Raw genomic sequence first — 16334 nt, forward strand, 5'->3', positions numbered from 1 at the left:
ATGCAATCTTACTTATTAAAAAATGCCACTGTAGTCAATGAAAACAAGGTTTTCAAGAGTGACGTACTTATTGAAGGAGCTTATATCAAAACCATCGCGGAACACATAGACGCGGAAGGAGTTGAAGTTATCGATGCCGAAGGGAAGTATCTTATCCCAGGAATGATCGATGATCAAGTGCACTTTAGGGAGCCAGGATTGACCCACAAGGCCAATATTGCCACGGAAAGTAAGGCAGCTATTGCCGGAGGAATTACTTCTTTTATTGAAATGCCCAATACCGTTCCGCAAGCAACTACTCAAGAATTGTTAGAAGACAAGTTTGCCATCGCAAAAGAAACGTCGTATGCTAACTATTCGTTTATGTTTGGTGGAACGAATGACAATTTAGAAGAGTTGTTAAAAACCGACCCTAAAAATGTGGCCGGAATTAAACTTTTCTTGGGGTCTTCAACAGGAAACATGTTAGTTGATAACGAGGAGGTACTCAAAAAGATTTTCTCGTCAACCGAGTTGTTAATTGCTGTGCATTGTGAAGATGAAGGCACGATACGCAAAAATACTGCGGAGTATAAAGAGAAGTTCGGAGATGATATCCCAATGAAATACCACCCGATCATCCGCAGCGAGGAAGCCTGTTATTTATCATCGTCAAAAGCCATCGCTTTAGCGAAAGAAACAGGAGCTCGATTACACGTCTTCCACTTGTCAACAGGGAAAGAAACGCATTTGTTTAGAAACGATATTCCGTTAGAAGAAAAGCAAATAACCGCTGAGGTTTGCGTGCACCACCTGTGGTTTAGCGATGCAGATTACGAGAAAAAAGGAACCCATATTAAATGGAACCCAGCAGTTAAAACAGCTGAGGACAGAGCGGAATTATGGAAAGCGCTGTTAGATGATCGCATCGATATTATCGCAACAGATCACGCCCCTCACACCTTAGAAGAAAAGAGCAATGTGTATACAAAAGCACCGAGTGGTGGACCCTTAGTGCAACACGCGGTAATCGCTATCTTGGAAAAAGTAAAAGAAGGCGTTTTATCGATAGAAAAAGCCGTTGAAAAGATGAGCCACAATCCGGCAAAAATCTTTAAAGTACAAAAGAGAGGATTTATTAAAGAAGGATACTATGCCGATGTGGTATTGGTAGACCCTAAGGTTTCTTGGGAAGTGACGCGAGAAAGTGTGCTTTACAAGTGTGGATGGTCACCATTCGAAGGGGTAGCATTCTCAAATGCCATTACCCATACTTTTGTCAATGGAAATCTGATGTATAACGAAGGAGCGTTTAACGAAGAAGTAAAAGGAGAACGCCTTGTTTTTGACAGATAATGAATAAAGTAAGTTATATAGCAATCATCCTACTTTTGGTTTCTTGTAATAGTAATACTATTTACAAGGAACCAGAAGGGCTGATTCCGAGAGATTCAATGATCTCTTTACTGACGGATATGTACTTGGCCTCATCGGCAAAGAATGTTAAAAATAAGTTCTTAAAGAAAGAGGCAAATTACATGATTCAAGTGTATGAGAAGTACCGTATTGATAGCGTTCGTTTTGATTTGAGCAATCAGTATTACACTTCGCGAATTGACGAGTATACCGACATGTTGAATGTTGTAAAAAAACGCCTTGACAGTACGCGTATACATTATCAAAATTTAAAAGCAGCGCAAGACTCTACCAACGCGGTAAAACCGAGTTTGAAGGAAATTAAAGAAGAACTGCGTAAAGAAGAGAAACTATCGGAAGACAGTATTGATCAACTGCGATAGTCCTTTGCAATGGCCTTTATCACCTTTTCAATAGGGGTGAATTCCCAACCGAGTGCAGCCTTTACTTTATCGGTACTGTAAAAGGTTTTGTTATGTGAAGAGCGCGCTGAGTTTTTAGTTAACAGCGGGTCTTTGCGAGTGAGTAATGTGAGCAGCCAGTCAATTCTCCAAAAAATTTCTGTAGCGATTTTTCCAATACCGATACTAGGACGCGGTTTGTTGAGTGCATCGGCAATAGCGTTGAGGATGTCGCGGTAAGATTTATTTTCACTTACCAGGATATAACGTTCGTTCGCTTTTGTGCTTTCCGTGAGTTGGAGCATCGTCTTTACTACGTCATGAACTCCGATAAAGCCCGTAACTCCTTGGGTATAGTACTTAAACCCTTTGGCTACTTGTGAAAAGAGTTTTCCCGATCCTTCTTCCCAGTATCCACTACCCAAAATAACTCCTGGATTTACAACGACAACAGGAACCCCCTCTTGACTGGCACGCCAAACTTCCATTTCTGCACCGTATTTTGTAATGGCATAACCGTGGTTGTCCGAATTGTCATTCCACTCGTTTTCCTCGTTTACCGGCCTGCCATGAAGGCTGTCGCCAACGGCAGCAATAGAGCTTACAAAGCAGAGTTTTTTAACCTTTGCATCGACGCAAAAGTTTACAATATTAGCTGTTCCGTCAATATTTACTTGACGCATCGCCATGTAATCGGAGGGTTTAAAAGAGACCAGGGCAGCACAGTGGTACACGTAGGAGATAGAATGTGCAAAGACTTTTGTCAAGGAGGGAATGTCGGTAATGTCGGCTTGTATCCACGTGATACGCTGCCACAGTGTATCGGTGTTTTCGGTGTAATAGGCAAACACTTTTTTTACGTGCTGAAGCTTCTCCTCAGTTCTGTAAATTGCTAAAATGGAATCGTTTTTTTGAGCCAAATGATACAGTAAATGTGACCCTACTAAACCCGTTCCTCCCGTAACTAAAATCATACTGCGAAAATAGAATTTTTTTAGCTTATAAATGTATCTTTGCTTCTTTAAAATATAATGATATGACCAAGAATCTAGTAGAAGAACTACGTTGGCGTGGTATGATTCACGATATTATGCCAGGAACAGAAGACCAATTGCAAAAAGAAATGACCGCAGCGTATATTGGCTTTGACCCGACGTCGGATTCATTACACATTGGTAGTTTGGTACCAATTATTTTATTGGTGCATATAGAAAAAGCAGGCCACAAGCCGATTGCTCTTGTAGGAGGTGCCACAGGAATGATTGGGGACCCATCTGGAAAATCGGATGAGCGTAATTTGTTAAATGAAGAAGCACTTGCAAAAAATGTTGCCGGAATTAAACGTACCTTAGGGCGTTTCTTAAATTTCGACAACGGTGCAGAGAACTCTCCAATTTTGGTAAATAACTACGATTGGATGAAAGATTTTTCATTTATTGATTTTGCACGTGATGTAGGTAAACGAATCACGGTAAATTATATGATGGCCAAAGATTCTGTAAAAAAGCGCATTTCTGGTGAGTCTGGTGGAGGTATGAGTTTTACCGAGTTTACGTATCAGTTAATCCAGGGCTACGATTTTTATCATTTGCATAAAACACACAATTGCTTGTTGCAAATGGGAGGTTCAGACCAATGGGGTAATATTACTACCGGTACAGAACTCGTGCGCAGAATGAATGTAGGAGAAGAGGTAAAAGCCTATGCTGCTACCTGTCCGTTAATTACAAAGGCAGACGGTTCAAAATTTGGAAAATCTGAGGGAGGTAATGTTTGGTTAGATGCCGACAAGACCTCTGTGTACAAGTTTTACCAGTTTTGGATGAATACCAGTGATGAAGATGCGGAGAAATACATTAAAATTTTCACGTTCCTAGATAAAGAAACTATTGATGCCTTGATAGCAGAGCACAAAGAAGCTCCGCATCAACGTGTTTTGCAAAAGCGTTTGGCAGAAGAGGTTACTACTTTTGTACACTCGAAAGAAGAGCTAGCACAAGCAATTGCAGCATCAAATATCCTGTTTGGAAAGTCGACAGCTGACGATTTAAAAGGATTAGACGAACAGACATTTTTAGACGTATTTGCAGGAGTACCGCAAGCAACAGTAGCCAAAGAAGACGTTGCTGAAGGGTTGGATATGATTGGAGCACTGGCTGCCAAAACCAACTTTTTAAAGTCAAATGGTGAAGCTAGAAGAGCTTTAAAGGAAAACTCAATTTCTGTTAACAAAGAAAAAGTAAACGAGAGTTTTACAATTTCAGAAGGTGATTTAATTGCCGGAAAATACGTGTTGTTACAGAAAGGTAAGAAGAATTACTATTTGCTAACCGTGGAATAATGCGCGGATAGCATTGAATACACATAAAAAAGGCATCACAGAAGTGATGCCTTTTTTAGTTTTATCGGTTCGGAGTTCAGCCGAACTTCTCTATGAGGTTGTCCATTTCGCAAAGAATTACGACACGGCTTTTAGGTCAAAAGTTAAGGGGCAACGTTTGCAGTTTATCCCTTTCTTTAAGTACTTATTACAGCACTTGTTTTTCGGTTTTATACAGTTGCTACTACATGCGGTTGAACAGGCGCTGGCCTTTGCTTGCATAGGGACAACTTGAGTAACTTTTTGGGTTTCAGTATAAAAAACTAACATATCATCTCTTCAAATTCCGCTGCAAATATAAGTTTTTTATTTAGAACAAATTAAAATTAAATTTAAAACTTATTTTGTTGCCCATAAAATCGGGAGGTGGTATCTTTGTAGTCCTTTATAAAACTTAGAATTGTTGAAGCCAACAACTGTATACTTTTTAGTAGCGTTATACCTGATCGCCATGTTGCGACCGATTACTCCTTTTGTGGAGTACGCTATTAATTACGATTATATAGCCAAGGTGTTGTGTATCAATAAAGATAAGCCAGAAATGAGCTGTAACGGTAAATGTCAGCTTATGAAAAAACTGGAGAAACAACAAGAAGACGATTACCAAGCGTTGCGCGTATCGATGGAAGAGTATCCTATCGGATTCGTTTCTATTATGAGCATAGAATCTTTGTTGGCTTCACCGCGTACTGTAACAATTGACGATACGTATCAAGATCAATACACCTATCAATATCTTCAGGAGGTATTTCACCCACCCGCAGTTTAATTTTATACATACTTAGTACTCTCAAACCAGAACCGTCATAATATATGAGGGCTTCTTCGGCTATGCTGTTTAAAATTAATACGATTAAAATGAAATTCGCAAGAACTATATTCGCAGGATTGCTTGTGCTCCTGTGCCAACAAATCAATGCGCAAGACCACAGTAAACAACACACAGAATCTTGGACATCAGCTCGTCCGGACGGACATGCTCCTATTTCAGTAATGGGAGACCATTACCACCACAAAGGGGAGTTCATGGTGTCGTACCGCTTTATGTTTATGAACATGGAAGGGCTGTACCGCGGAGATGCCGCAATTAGCAATTTGCAGGGGCATCAGGCAGGTTATATGGTAACGCCATTAAAAATGCCGATGAACATGCATATGTTAGGAGTGATGTACGCTCCAACGGATAAAATCACACTGATGGCGATGTTTAATTATTTGCAAAACGATATGGATTTGCAAATGCGCATGCCTACAGGGATGACGCGAACCTTTTCAACGGCATCATCAGGATTAAGTGACGTTAAATTAGGATTCCTATACAAGCTTCTGAACAGTAATAAGCAATCGTTACACGCCTTGGTAAATCTATCCATTCCGACAGGAAGCTTGGAGGCCAAAGCAGCAACCCCAATGTCGGGCGGTAAGCAACTACAGTTGCCCTATCCGATGCAATTGGGAAGTGGAACCTACGATGCGGATTTAGGATTGACCTATTTGGGGCAGGCTACCCATTATTCTTGGGGAACTCAACTAAAAGGGACCTACCGATTTGGAACAAATACCTACGGGTATCGAATGGGAAATGCCTATCAATTGAATTCTTGGTTTGCTGTGAAAACGACACCTTGGTTAAGTGTGTCTGCTCGTGTAGAAGGGCAGGTAACTACGGGTATCATCGGTCGAAATGCAAACTTGAATCCAATGATGGTTACCACGGCTGATGTTGCAAATTCAGGGCGAAAATTAGTAAACACTGCATTGGGTTTTAATTTGTATGCTTTTAAAGGCAATTTAAAGAATCTGAGATTGGGAGCTGAATATGTGTATCCGGTGTATCAATTTGTAACAGGAGTACAACTTAAACAAAAAGAAAGTTTTGTCATAGGACTGCAGTACTCTTTGTAAAAAACTTAATTACAAATGCGTAGCAGCTTTATTGACAGCCTTAGATCTAGGGTTGCGGGGAATGCTACGCTCAAAAAATAACGAAAACATGAAAAAATTTATACTCGGTGTGCTCGCCGTAATGAGCTTTATAGCCTGTAGTGATGACGAACTTCCGGCAGAACAGTTAAAAGGGACAAACAAAGTAAGTATCGCCTTTGACAACGGTTTTAAAAATGACAAACTGTTGTTGGGAAGTAGCCGTTACCAAAATTCAAACGGTGAATTCTTAACGGTCAATGCATTTGACTATATCGTGAGTAATTTTGTTTTAATCGATGAACAAGGTAAAGAATTCGTGTTTAACAAGGATAAGAGCTATTTCATTATCAGTGAAGGAGGAGCTGGGAAAACAAAAAAAGTAGCGGTCGATTTAGAAGGTGTTCCTGCCGGAAAATACGTGAAAATAAAATTTGGTATCGGTGTTGATCAAGAGCGATTTAAACAAGGACAGGCAGTGCAGCAAGATTTTTGGACTTTGGCAGAGCAGTATAGCTTAACCTGGAGTTGGCAGGCAGGGTACAAGTTTGTAGTGTTGGAAGGAGATTACCAAGCGAGCTCACAGGCTACTAAAAAGCCGTATATGTTGCACATTGCTAGTAGAGGTACTAGTGTTGATTTGTACAAAGAGGTAACTCTAAACATGGATCAAGCTGTGGTAAGCGCTAATTCATCGCCTCAAATTCACATCAAGGTAGATGCTGAAAAAATGTTAGGCGGAACTCACAAGATTAAATTGGCTGAGGGCGCTACTATTATGGGAGGTGATAAAGCTTCTGAAATTGCAGACAATAATAAAGAAATGTTTACGGTGCACCACGTACATCACGCGGGACATCATTAGTTCTAATTAGATGCTGGCTTTTCTGAGTGAGGAAAGGCTGGCATTTTAATGCAATACGATATGAAAAAAAGTGTAGTAGCCATGGTTTTAGTCACAGTTTTTATGAGCTGTGCAAAGCAGGAAGAAGCGCCTTATGTGGCCGTGGACCCCGTGTTTGAAAAGCCTAGTAATTTTCCGGAACCTCATTATGATTTGGCTTCCAATCCGATTACGAAAGCCGGATTTGACCTCGGGAAGAAGTTGTTTTACGATGGGAAACTCGCCTCGGATGGTGTTGTTTCTTGTGCCTTTTGTCATCAGCAGAAGTTTGCATTTACGCACCACGGACATCCTTTGAGTCACGGAGTCGATAACCGCAGTGGGAAACGAAATTCGCAGCCCATTCAAAATTTAGCTTTTCAAAAACAATTTTCATGGGATGGCGCGGCCTTTCATTTAGATATGTTCCCGATAATTCCGCTGACAAACCCAGTGGAGATGGATGAAACTGTGGGGAACGTATTAAAGAAATTGGCTGCCGATGCAACCTACCAGAAAATGTTTGCAGAAGCTTTTAAAGATGGCCGTGTAAATGCTGACAATACCTTTAAGGCAATGTCGCAATTTATGTTAATGATGGTGTCGGCGAATGCTAAGTACGACAAGTACGTTCGGAAAGAAGAAAACGTCACTTTAACAGCTGAAGAGTCAAGAGGTTTTACAGTGTTTAAATCTAAGTGTAGTTCTTGTCATGCTACGGATTTGTTCACCGATGACAGCTTTCGAAACAACGGTTTGCCAGTGGATCCTGCCGTTGACGATTTAGGAAGAATGACCGTAACCTTAGTCCCTGAAGACAGGTACAAATTTAAGGTTCCCAGTTTGCGCAATGTGGCATTGACAGCTCCGTATATGCACGACGGTCGTTTTGGCTCATTGGAAAGTGTATTGAATTTTTATACCGATGGAATGGTCACTTCGGCAACCATAGATGAACAACTCAAAAGACCTGATGGTACTGTAGGGATTTCGATGACTACTCAAGAAAAACAAGATGTTATTGCATTTTTAAAAACACTAACAGATGAAGAGTTTATTAAAGATAAAAGGTTTGCAGAGTAAGTGGCAACTCGCTCTTGTCATAGGAGCCATCAGCAGTACGCTCATGGCCAAAAACCCTTTTCCACCCAGTTATACATCCTTTTTAGACGACTGTGATGCCTGTGGTTGTAGTAATAATGGGGGGAGCTTAGGTATGGGCGCAATTTTAGATACACAGTTCGTTGGATTGCGCTATTTGTATCAAAAGTACGAATCAAAGACGGGGATTTTTGACAATTCACCAACAGTTGATGAGGCTTTTAACACCTTACAGCTTTGGTCGCGCATTCCGGTGATTAGTAATGTTTTAGAAGTACAGCTTTTTGTGCCTTGGCACGAGCATAACAGACAATACACCACCAAAGAATTACACATTCGTGGAATAGGTGATATTTCACTTTTGGCGAATTATACCTTGTGGGAAAAGAGAACGGCTGGTTATGACCGTGCTACCGATAAAATTGACAGTGGTTACCACCTTTTAAAAGTCGGAGCAGGCGTTAAATTGCCTACAGGAAAATACAATGAAACTATAGACAATACTTTAAACCCTAGTTTTCAGTTAGGAACCGGAAGTACTGATTTTATAGGAAACCTGCAGTATTTGTTTAAACGAAATTCTTGGGGGCTGTCAAATGTAGTTACCTATTATGCGAAAGGCAGTAATGCGAATAAGTATCGATTTGGAAATCAGTTCAATTTCAACAGTACTTTTTTTTACGTTTTTAAAGACAATACAAAAAATGTCTTGGTGCCATCACTGAGTGTTTCTGGTGAATTTTACCAGGAAAATAAGGTGTTCGGTATTCCGGTAAAGAATACTTCAGGACAGGCATTGTTTACTACGATCGGTGCGGAGTATACGGCAAAAAGGCTAACCTTAGGGGTGTTAGCCATGTATCCAATAGCACAAAATTTAGCACAGGGATTTGTGGAGGTAAAACACCGAACTTCTGTGTATATCAATTACAATTTATAAGAAATCAAAATGAGAAATTTAGTATTAGTGTGGGTTGCATTACTTTGTAATGTGTTAATGGCTAGCGCACAAACAGTGTTTAAAGCACGCGTTTTAGGACAGGATCAACAACCGTTGGTGGGGGCCACAGTAGTTGCTCTTGAAGATACTTCGAAAGGAACAATGAGTGATGCGGCAGGAGTATTTAGTATTCGCTTGAACTCCGGTATCGTTCAAATATCGAGTGTCGGTTATCGAACGCAACGCGTACAATTAAAGGCCCCTTTTACCGAAGTGGTGTTACAAGTTAGTTCAGAAAACCTAGATGAGGTAATCGTATCAGCGAGTAGAGAACGTCAGCAACGAAAGGAAGTACCCGCTGCTATTGGGGTGTTAACGGCTCAAGATATCGAAAATACCAAAGCCTTTGGTATTGAACAATTGGTTAATCAGGTACCAGGTGTATTTATGAGCACGTCTAAGGCAGCGAGTAATGAACAGCATTTTATGGCTACTCGATCACCAATTTCTACCAAATCACTGTTTTTGTATTTAGAAGACGGTATTCCTATTCGCCCAGTAGCGGTGTTTAATCACAATGCTTTGTTGGAAATGAATAGTACAGCTTTTCAACGATTGGAAGTGGTGAAAGGGCCTGCCTCAAGTATCTATGGAAGCGAGGCTATAGGAGGGAGTTTTAATTTTATCACCAAAAATCCAAGTAAGGAACTATCGGGCTTTGTAGGAGTGCAAGGAAATAGTATGGGACTTCGCCGAATAGACTTAGAGGCATCGACCACCTTGCAAGATACGGTTGGAGTATACGTAGGGGCACATCACGTACGACGTATTAACGGACCTGTTGGGCATTCTAATTACGAGAAAACAGCGGTGACTTTTAAGGTCGTAACTGATTTTACCGAGAACCTGCGTTGGACGAACAGTATAAATTACATCAATTACCGCTCGGATATGTCAGGATCTATTTCTGAAAAGAACTACACCGACGGAGATTACCAAAGCAATCAAACCTTTACTGAACGCGAAGCCATCGCCGGCCGATTTAGGTCGTCGTTAGTGCAGCGTTGGGATAATGATCACAAAACATCATTTCATTTTATTTACAGAGATAATCAAATGAACCAGATTCCTTCGTATCGCATTCGTCAAAACAGAACTAGCGGTGTGTTAAACGGGACGGGAAGCGGAGAAATTAACTCGAATTCTTTTAAGAGTTATGTAGGGTTAATCCAGCATAAGATGGACTGGGATTTTGCGAACACTCGCGTAATTATCGGTGCGACAACGGACTATTCTCCACAAGAATATCAGGCCGAGAAAATAGCCGTATCCGTTGATGCTACTACCGGAACCAATACCGGGTACAGCCTACAGCCGTGGAACTATATTATGAAGTATAGAGCAGATATTTACAATCACGCTGGGTATGCTCAGGTAGAAATGACTCCCTTACCAGGATTGAAACTGACGGGAGCACTGCGTTATGATAGTTTTACCTATGACTATGAAAATTTAGACAAAGGGAACTCAGGAGTAGAAGACACGAGCGTGAGCTACTCGAATTTTGCTCCAAAATTTGGAATTTCTGTCGATGTAGGTAAGGGCTTAGGGGTGTATTCAAATTACTCAAAAGGATTTACACCACCACAAGTAGGAACCTTGTTTAGAAATGGGAAGAACAAAACGGGAACCGCGTTTAGTTTGCAGCCTGCTACTTTTCACAATTATGAAATCGGGGCTTTTTGGATGAGTTCGTACGGATTAAAGTTAGATGCGGCGGTGTATCAGTTAGACGGTGTTGATCGCCTTATTTCTATGCGAGATGACAAAGGGAATTTCATTCAAAGAAATGCGGGGAAAACGCGTTCAAAAGGGGTGGAGTTTGGAGTAGATTATAAAGTGTTGCCTTCAGTACGCCTGCGTTATAGCGGAAGTTATGCAACGCACAGATACCGTTCTTTTGTGGATAATAATAAGGATTTTTCAAATACGACGATGCCCACAGCTCCTAAGTACTTAGCGATGGCTAGTATCGCTTATACTCCGATAGAGGATTTGTTGTTAACCCTTGAACACGAGCAGGTAGGAAGTTACAATACGAGTTTTGAAGGACAGGCGGTACTCACTGGTACAACTACGCCTGGAACAGCTACTTACAAAGGTCATCAGGTAGTTAATTTTAAGGCTTCTTACCGTTACAAGAATGTGGAGTTGTGGGGAGAAGCATTGAATTTGTTCGATACCCTATATGCAGTAAGGGCTTCTTACAGTACTTGGAGTAAACAAAATACCTACAGTATTGGAAACCCAAGAGCTTTTCACGTTGGAATCCGATATAATTTCTAAGCAATCTTGAGATGAAAAATAGAAAACTACATGCTTGGCTATGGAGGTGGCACTTCATAGCGGGCATGGTTTCTTTGCCTTTTGTATTGGTTTTAGCAATCACAGGAGGACTGTATTTGTTCCATCCTAAAGTTGTGGAAACCAAAACAGAACCTTGGCGTGAGCTAGGGCTTACCGATGAAGCCCAACGATTGACGTATCAGGAGCAGTGGAACCGTGCGAAAGGAGTGTTGAAAAAGCCTTTGAGTCAATTTCAAATACCTGAAAAACTCTCGGAAAGTACGCAGTTTACTGCGGGGAGGTTTAGTCATAAAACAACCGTATATATACATCCTGTTACGGGAGCGGTTTTGGCGACTTTTAGCCCTAAAGATTCATGGATGTACACCGTGCGTAAGCTTCATGGAGAGTTATTAGGAGGTAAAGTAGGAACCAAACTCGTGGAGTTGGTAGCTTGTTGGATGGTTGTGTTAATTTTGTCAGGACTCTATATTTGGTGGCCTTTTGAACGCGGTGTTCAAGGGGTGTTTACCATTCGTTGGCGTCAGGGAAAACGGATCTTCTTTCGCGATATTCATGCGGTTATAGGCTTTTGGATGAGCGGTTTATTGTTGCTGACCTTGGCAGGAGGGCTGCCGTGGACAGACGTATTTGGAGCGGGGTTTAAAAAAGTACAGAAATGGACAGATACCGGCTATCCAAAAGGATGGAATGGTCGCGGATTGACTTCGATAGTACAAGACAAACCCTTGACCTTAGATGCCATGGTCGCTATTGCCAAAGCACAAGGATTACCGGGGACGGTAAGTGTAGGCCTGCCTAAGGGGACCAAAAGTTCCTTCAGTGTGTCCAACAAAACCTTTCCGCTTTCGGAGCAAAAAATGCTGCATTTTGATCAGTATTCAGGGGCTTTAATTCAAGAGTATGCCTGGAGTGATGTCGGAGTGCTTATGCGAGGTAGAATGTGGGTAATGGCTTTTCATCAAGGTCAATTTGGCGCATGGAATTGGTGGCTAATGCAAGGGGTGGCGATATTTCTTACCTTGATGTCGGTAGGAGCTATTGTATCGTATCTCAAACGCAAGCCTACTAAAAAACTCGGAGTTCCTAAACAACCTAAAAAATTTAAGGTAGGAGTTGGCTTTGTAGTGCTGCTGCTAGTTCTCGGTTGTTTGTTGCCGTTGTTCGGAGCGAGTATCGTATTGCTCTTTATCGTCGATGTTTTAAGAAAGCGAAAGACCAAAGCTGGAGAAACAACTTTGGTACGTTCCTTGTGATAGTGTGGGTAAACATTCAAGTGTTAAAGTTGTGTTCAGCAACGTAAGGATGCTTAATTTTGAAGACCAAACCTTTAGAATAACTAATATTTTTATCATGAAAAATTCAATTTTAGCAGTGTTCATCACTGTTGTAAGCCTCGTTTTTTCGAAAGAAGCGACGGCCCAAAAGTTTCCTGGTTTAGATAAAAGTCCTATGGATGCAGCCACCTATCCGGAAAGTTATCGAAATTCCAACAAGAAAGTAAAAGTAATTTATAGTAGGCCACAATTAAAAAACAGAAAGTTATCAAAACTTGCTCCCGAAGGAAAAGTTTGGAGAACTGGAGCTAATGAGGCCGCGGAAATAACCTTTTATCAAGATGTCATTTTTGGCGGAAAAGAAGTGAAAGCGGGTACCTATAGCATGTTTACCATTCCTGGAAAGAAAGAATGGACCATCGTACTCAATACCTCATTGAATGTGTGGGGAGCGTATTTTTACAAGCAGAAAGAAGACGTGGTGCGCGTACAAGCAAAAGTCCGCAAGTCAAAAAAGTCATTGGAGGCTTTTTCGATTGTTTTTGACGGAGAAGATGAAGAGTTTACCATGTACCTCGGATGGGGTAAATCAATTGTTTCGTTGCCGATAAAAGGCTAAGAAGTAATCACAATAAAAAAAAGCAAGAGTCAAACGACTCTTGCTTTTTTTTATGCTTCGATTTTTGATAAAATAGTAGCGAGTTCTTCAGGTGCCGAAAAGTTAGGGGTATGACTAGTTGCCAGGCTATATACTTTACGAACCTTGTTTTGATACATGGCGCGCTGTATATCAATGGGCAAGGCCTGATCATCGGTGCACTCGATGTAGTATTTTGGAATACTGCCAAAATTTTCATCGCTTAGGCGGAGTTCGTATTGAAGCGGTGCTGCCGGTTCAGGTACTATATACTTTTTCGCTGCGTTAAAAACGGAAGCAGGGATGTCGTGTGCAAAGGCATTTTGAAGTTCACTATCGGCAACATAAGCTTCTGTTCCGTCGGCAGAGAGTGAAAAGTGAGTAACAGCTTTTGAATGGGTAACTCCTTGCACTGCCTTTAGGAAGGAAGCTCCGTTGGGCAACAAAAATCCCGCGATGTACACCAAGCTTTGTACGCGACGAGGATAGAGTTCTGCGATTTGACTAATAGTGATGCCGTTAAAGCTATGACCAACGAGAATTACTGGGTGTTCTTGTTTGAGGAGGATTTGTCCAAGGGTGTCGATATAATGCTCCATTCCAATCTCATTTGCCGGAGTGGTGTCGGCACCGTGTCCTGGTAAATCAGGAGTAAGTACGGTGTGTCCTTGGTTGGTGAGTAGCTTAGCTACGGCTTCCCATTGCCAGGCTCCTAGCCAGGCTGAATGCACGAGTAGGTAGGTATTTTTCATGGTATAGGGTTGTATGTTGTTCTTAATTATTTTTTTGATATTGCTTAGTAACTTCAAAGTGATCTTCAATTAATTTCCATGTTGTGCCTTTGCGAATCCAAGTTTCATTGGTAATTATACCTTCACCAACATTCATACGCCACGAGGCCGATAAGATAGCTTTGTCATTGTCGATAACTTTAATATTGATGTTGGAATACTGCAAATCGGAAGCACCGGATTGCACAAAGGGAGTCCAAAAACCACTAATGGCAGTGCGTCCCTTGTATTCTCCAAAGGGAAGGGCTACCATCAGGGCGTCTGAGGTATAGGCATCGGCAATGGCATGGGTATTTCCTTGGTTAAAATGTTGAATCCAAGTTTTGCTAGCTTCACGCACCTCATTGCGGACGGTTTGTTCAGTGTCTGTGCAGTTGGTTAGCAGTAGACTAAAAAATAGGACGAAAGTAAAACGATAAATTTTGTACATCTCTTGTTGATTTTAATTGATGTGACAAAAGTATCTCAGCGGCTTTGAGTAAACCTGTAACAAAAGGTACAGGTAGCGATTTTTCTTGCTCTTAGTGGTGGAGGAGTTGTATTTTTTTAAAGTCTAATTTTACCTTTCCCGAGGCTTCCAGTTGCTTGAGAACTTTAGATACCACCTCTCGAGTTGTGCCGATTTCTTTTGCTAGTTGACTGTGTGATATAGCAATGTGTTTCGAAGCATTTTCCTCACTACTGGTTTTGAGATAGTCTAAAATTCGCTGATCGACTTTGTGGAAGGCTAAATTTTTATAGGCGTTTAACAGGTGGTCGTAGCTATCGATAAAAGTGGCGGTAGTGAAATTATTCCACGACTTATAGCTAAAGTTCCAATCGGAAAGGAGTCGCACGGGAATTTTAAGCAGGGTGGTTTCTTCTTCGGCTTTTGCATGAACGATACTGGTACTGTTTTGAAAAGCTGCGGAGAGCGATAGCACGCAAGTATCAATTGGATGTACGTAATACACCAATATCTGACGATCTTCGTTTTCTTGCCAAACGCGAACTTTTCCTTTGAGGACGATGGCTAACCATTTGATGTATTTTCCTTGCTCAATGATATAGCTGTTTTTAGGAATTGTTTGCAGCTCACTGTGGGTTTTTATGGCTTCTTGTAGTTCGGGTTCGTGAAGTTTGAGGGCTTTGAAGAGTTCTTCGTAAACAGTCATAAAAATTTGTTTGATGCCACAAAAATAGGCAAGTCTGCACGTTAATTGCGAGTGCTTTTCATAAATTTTATTCGGGTAGGAAGTGGCATTGCAATTCTATTTCAGGGCTTAACACATACTGAAATTGCAAACGTTGTTGTTTGTTTTCAGGAGCTAGTTGTAGTTCTAAGGCTAAGCTAAGGGATGAGCTCCCTCTTTTGAGCTGCAAGTTTTCAGTAACGTGTACGCAGGTGTCTACGATTAAAAAGGGGTATTCAGTAGGAGAAAGTGTTTGCAGCGGAATGGTTTGTAGTGCAATAACAGCTGGAAGTTCATATTGGTGTTTTTTGAGCAATTCGCGCGTGTTGAACAGCTCATTGAGGGGTTGTTCATCAAGTCCCCCTTCTTGTAATGAGGTTTTAGCTTTTGACAATTGCAAGGTTACGTTGTGAGGGATCACGGTAGTATTTTCAGGTAATTGTCGCAGTAAGTTGGCTAAAATGGGAACGTAGCACTCGCGGTAGAGCAGGGCATCGAGAGTTTCGCTAAAGAGCAAATGGTAGCTCGTGGCCTCTGGGAGGCTAAACGAGGTTGCATCCGCGCAAAAATACGCTCGTACATAGGCCTGGTGTTCGAAAGCAATGCTAGTGTTTTGAGCCGCTTTTAGGGAGTGCTCATTAATCTCTAAGAGTGTAAACTGCACTTCTTCTGGAGTAAATAACACGGCGATGAGGTTCATAAAAGGAGCGTAGGGCCCACAGCCAGCATAGCACACGTGAACTGGGCTCTTTTGTTTTGCCAGGAGTTGGATGATGCTCTGGTACATGCCTTTTAAAAACAGGTGGGTACGATGGTAGTCCAGTAAACATTGGGCAGCGTGATTAAGCCCAAGTGCTTTTCCTTTAGTCGTAGGTACAGCGGCGAGGTACTCTAGTTTCTGATCAAAGCCAGTGATTTGTGAGGCCTCTTGAAAAATACTGTGAATTTGTTGGACTACTTTTGGCAGTTCAGGAGCGTCGAGTTCCATGGCTAACAATTTTGAAACAGCAGTTTTGAGGTGTAATTTTAGGGTAGATGGCGCAGTACTGGTGGTTTTCATAGGCAAA

The 16334-nt window shown here is 41.4% G+C and carries 16 protein-coding genes; 11 read left to right on the forward strand and 5 right to left on the reverse strand.

The features are described 5' to 3' along the window. The gene (locus ACXAG7_RS04310) at positions 1–1335 is read left to right on the forward strand and encodes a dihydroorotase (RefSeq protein ID WP_408041952.1); all 1335 of its coding nucleotides are present in this window, start codon (positions 1–3) and stop codon (positions 1333–1335) included. Beyond that, entirely contained in the window at positions 1335–1778 is a 444-nt protein-coding gene (locus ACXAG7_RS04315; protein ID WP_476666072.1) for a DUF4296 domain-containing protein, read from the forward strand. The genes ACXAG7_RS04310 and ACXAG7_RS04315 overlap by 1 nt, the downstream gene beginning before the upstream one ends. Here ACXAG7_RS04315 and ACXAG7_RS04320 read toward each other — a convergent pair. Next, positions 1766–2770: an SDR family oxidoreductase gene (locus ACXAG7_RS04320; RefSeq protein ID WP_476666073.1), complete on the reverse strand. Its 1005-nt coding sequence runs from the start codon at positions 2768–2770 to the stop codon at positions 1766–1768. The two genes, ACXAG7_RS04315 and ACXAG7_RS04320, sit on opposite strands and share 13 nt — an antisense overlap. Positions 2771–2832: 62 nt before the next feature. On the opposite strand from ACXAG7_RS04320, the gene tyrS reads away from it, so the two are divergent. The 9 genes from tyrS (at position 2833) to ACXAG7_RS04365 (ending at position 13286) form a co-directional block, all read left to right on the forward strand. Then, entirely contained in the window at positions 2833–4137 is a 1305-nt protein-coding gene (gene tyrS / locus ACXAG7_RS04325) for a tyrosine--tRNA ligase (protein ID WP_476666074.1), read from the forward strand. Between the two features lie 442 nt (positions 4138–4579). Beyond that, positions 4580–4945, forward strand: a complete 366-nt coding sequence (locus tag ACXAG7_RS04330; RefSeq protein ID WP_476666075.1) for a hypothetical protein — start codon at positions 4580–4582, stop codon at positions 4943–4945. Positions 4946–5034: 89 nt separating this feature from the next. Further along, the gene (locus tag ACXAG7_RS04335; protein WP_476666076.1) at positions 5035–6081 is read left to right on the forward strand and encodes a transporter family protein; all 1047 of its coding nucleotides are present in this window, start codon (positions 5035–5037) and stop codon (positions 6079–6081) included. An 88-nt stretch (positions 6082–6169) separates the two neighbouring features. Continuing rightward, positions 6170–6964, forward strand: a complete 795-nt coding sequence (locus ACXAG7_RS04340; protein WP_408041958.1) for an MbnP family protein — start codon at positions 6170–6172, stop codon at positions 6962–6964. A gap of 60 nt (positions 6965–7024) precedes the next feature. Further along, positions 7025–8065: a cytochrome-c peroxidase gene (locus ACXAG7_RS04345; RefSeq protein ID WP_476666077.1), complete on the forward strand. Its 1041-nt coding sequence runs from the start codon at positions 7025–7027 to the stop codon at positions 8063–8065. Next, positions 8028–9023: a transporter family protein gene (locus ACXAG7_RS04350; protein ID WP_408041960.1), complete on the forward strand. Its 996-nt coding sequence runs from the start codon at positions 8028–8030 to the stop codon at positions 9021–9023. The genes ACXAG7_RS04345 and ACXAG7_RS04350 overlap by 38 nt, the downstream gene beginning before the upstream one ends. 9 nt (positions 9024–9032) lie before the next feature. Beyond that, the gene (locus tag ACXAG7_RS04355; RefSeq protein ID WP_476666078.1) at positions 9033–11369 is read left to right on the forward strand and encodes a TonB-dependent receptor; all 2337 of its coding nucleotides are present in this window, start codon (positions 9033–9035) and stop codon (positions 11367–11369) included. Positions 11370–11380: 11 nt separating this feature from the next. Then, on the forward strand, positions 11381–12646 hold the full coding sequence (locus ACXAG7_RS04360; protein ID WP_476666079.1) for a PepSY-associated TM helix domain-containing protein: 1266 nt from the start codon (positions 11381–11383) through the stop codon (positions 12644–12646). A 97-nt stretch (positions 12647–12743) separates the two neighbouring features. Further along, positions 12744–13286: a DUF2911 domain-containing protein gene (locus ACXAG7_RS04365; protein ID WP_408041963.1), complete on the forward strand. Its 543-nt coding sequence runs from the start codon at positions 12744–12746 to the stop codon at positions 13284–13286. 50 nt (positions 13287–13336) lie between these two features. Here the strand turns inward: ACXAG7_RS04365 and ACXAG7_RS04370 are convergent, their stop codons facing one another. The 4 genes from ACXAG7_RS04370 to ACXAG7_RS04385 form a co-directional block, all read right to left on the reverse strand. After that, a complete protein-coding gene (locus ACXAG7_RS04370) occupies positions 13337–14113 on the reverse strand; it encodes an alpha/beta fold hydrolase (RefSeq protein ID WP_476666080.1) in 777 nt (258 codons plus the stop codon). After that, a complete protein-coding gene (locus tag ACXAG7_RS04375; protein ID WP_476666081.1) occupies positions 14079–14525 on the reverse strand; it encodes a YybH family protein in 447 nt (148 codons plus the stop codon). Before ACXAG7_RS04375 ends, ACXAG7_RS04370 begins: the two co-directional genes overlap by 35 nt. A 91-nt stretch (positions 14526–14616) precedes the next feature. Next, positions 14617–15249, reverse strand: coding sequence for a Crp/Fnr family transcriptional regulator (locus ACXAG7_RS04380; protein ID WP_408041966.1), 633 nt, complete (start codon positions 15247–15249; stop codon positions 14617–14619). Between the two features lie 67 nt (positions 15250–15316). Further along, positions 15317–16327: an SAM-dependent methyltransferase gene (locus tag ACXAG7_RS04385; protein WP_476666082.1), complete on the reverse strand. Its 1011-nt coding sequence runs from the start codon at positions 16325–16327 to the stop codon at positions 15317–15319. Positions 16328–16334: the final 7 nt, after the last annotated feature.

Source organism: Tenacibaculum sp. AWR4_210 (genome assembly GCF_056160945.1).

Coding starts and splice junctions, on each gene's coding strand:
- ACXAG7_RS04310 (WP_408041952.1), top strand. CDS start 1: ATGCAATCTTACTTATTAAAAAATGCCACTGTAGTCAATGAAAACAAG.
- ACXAG7_RS04315 (WP_476666072.1), top strand. CDS start 1,335: ATGAATAAAGTAAGTTATATAGCAATCATCCTACTTTTGGTTTCTTGT.
- ACXAG7_RS04320 (WP_476666073.1), bottom strand. CDS start 2,770: ATGATTTTAGTTACGGGAGGAACGGGTTTAGTAGGGTCACATTTACTG.
- tyrS (WP_476666074.1), top strand. CDS start 2,833: ATGACCAAGAATCTAGTAGAAGAACTACGTTGGCGTGGTATGATTCAC.
- ACXAG7_RS04335 (WP_476666076.1), top strand. CDS start 5,035: ATGAAATTCGCAAGAACTATATTCGCAGGATTGCTTGTGCTCCTGTGC.
- ACXAG7_RS04340 (WP_408041958.1), top strand. CDS start 6,170: ATGAAAAAATTTATACTCGGTGTGCTCGCCGTAATGAGCTTTATAGCC.
- ACXAG7_RS04345 (WP_476666077.1), top strand. CDS start 7,025: ATGAAAAAAAGTGTAGTAGCCATGGTTTTAGTCACAGTTTTTATGAGC.
- ACXAG7_RS04350 (WP_408041960.1), top strand. CDS start 8,028: ATGAAGAGTTTATTAAAGATAAAAGGTTTGCAGAGTAAGTGGCAACTC.
- ACXAG7_RS04355 (WP_476666078.1), top strand. CDS start 9,033: ATGAGAAATTTAGTATTAGTGTGGGTTGCATTACTTTGTAATGTGTTA.
- ACXAG7_RS04360 (WP_476666079.1), top strand. CDS start 11,381: ATGAAAAATAGAAAACTACATGCTTGGCTATGGAGGTGGCACTTCATA.
- ACXAG7_RS04365 (WP_408041963.1), top strand. CDS start 12,744: ATGAAAAATTCAATTTTAGCAGTGTTCATCACTGTTGTAAGCCTCGTT.
- ACXAG7_RS04375 (WP_476666081.1), bottom strand. CDS start 14,525: ATGTACAAAATTTATCGTTTTACTTTCGTCCTATTTTTTAGTCTACTG.
- ACXAG7_RS04380 (WP_408041966.1), bottom strand. CDS start 15,249: ATGACTGTTTACGAAGAACTCTTCAAAGCCCTCAAACTTCACGAACCC.
- ACXAG7_RS04385 (WP_476666082.1), bottom strand. CDS start 16,327: ATGAAAACCACCAGTACTGCGCCATCTACCCTAAAATTACACCTCAAA.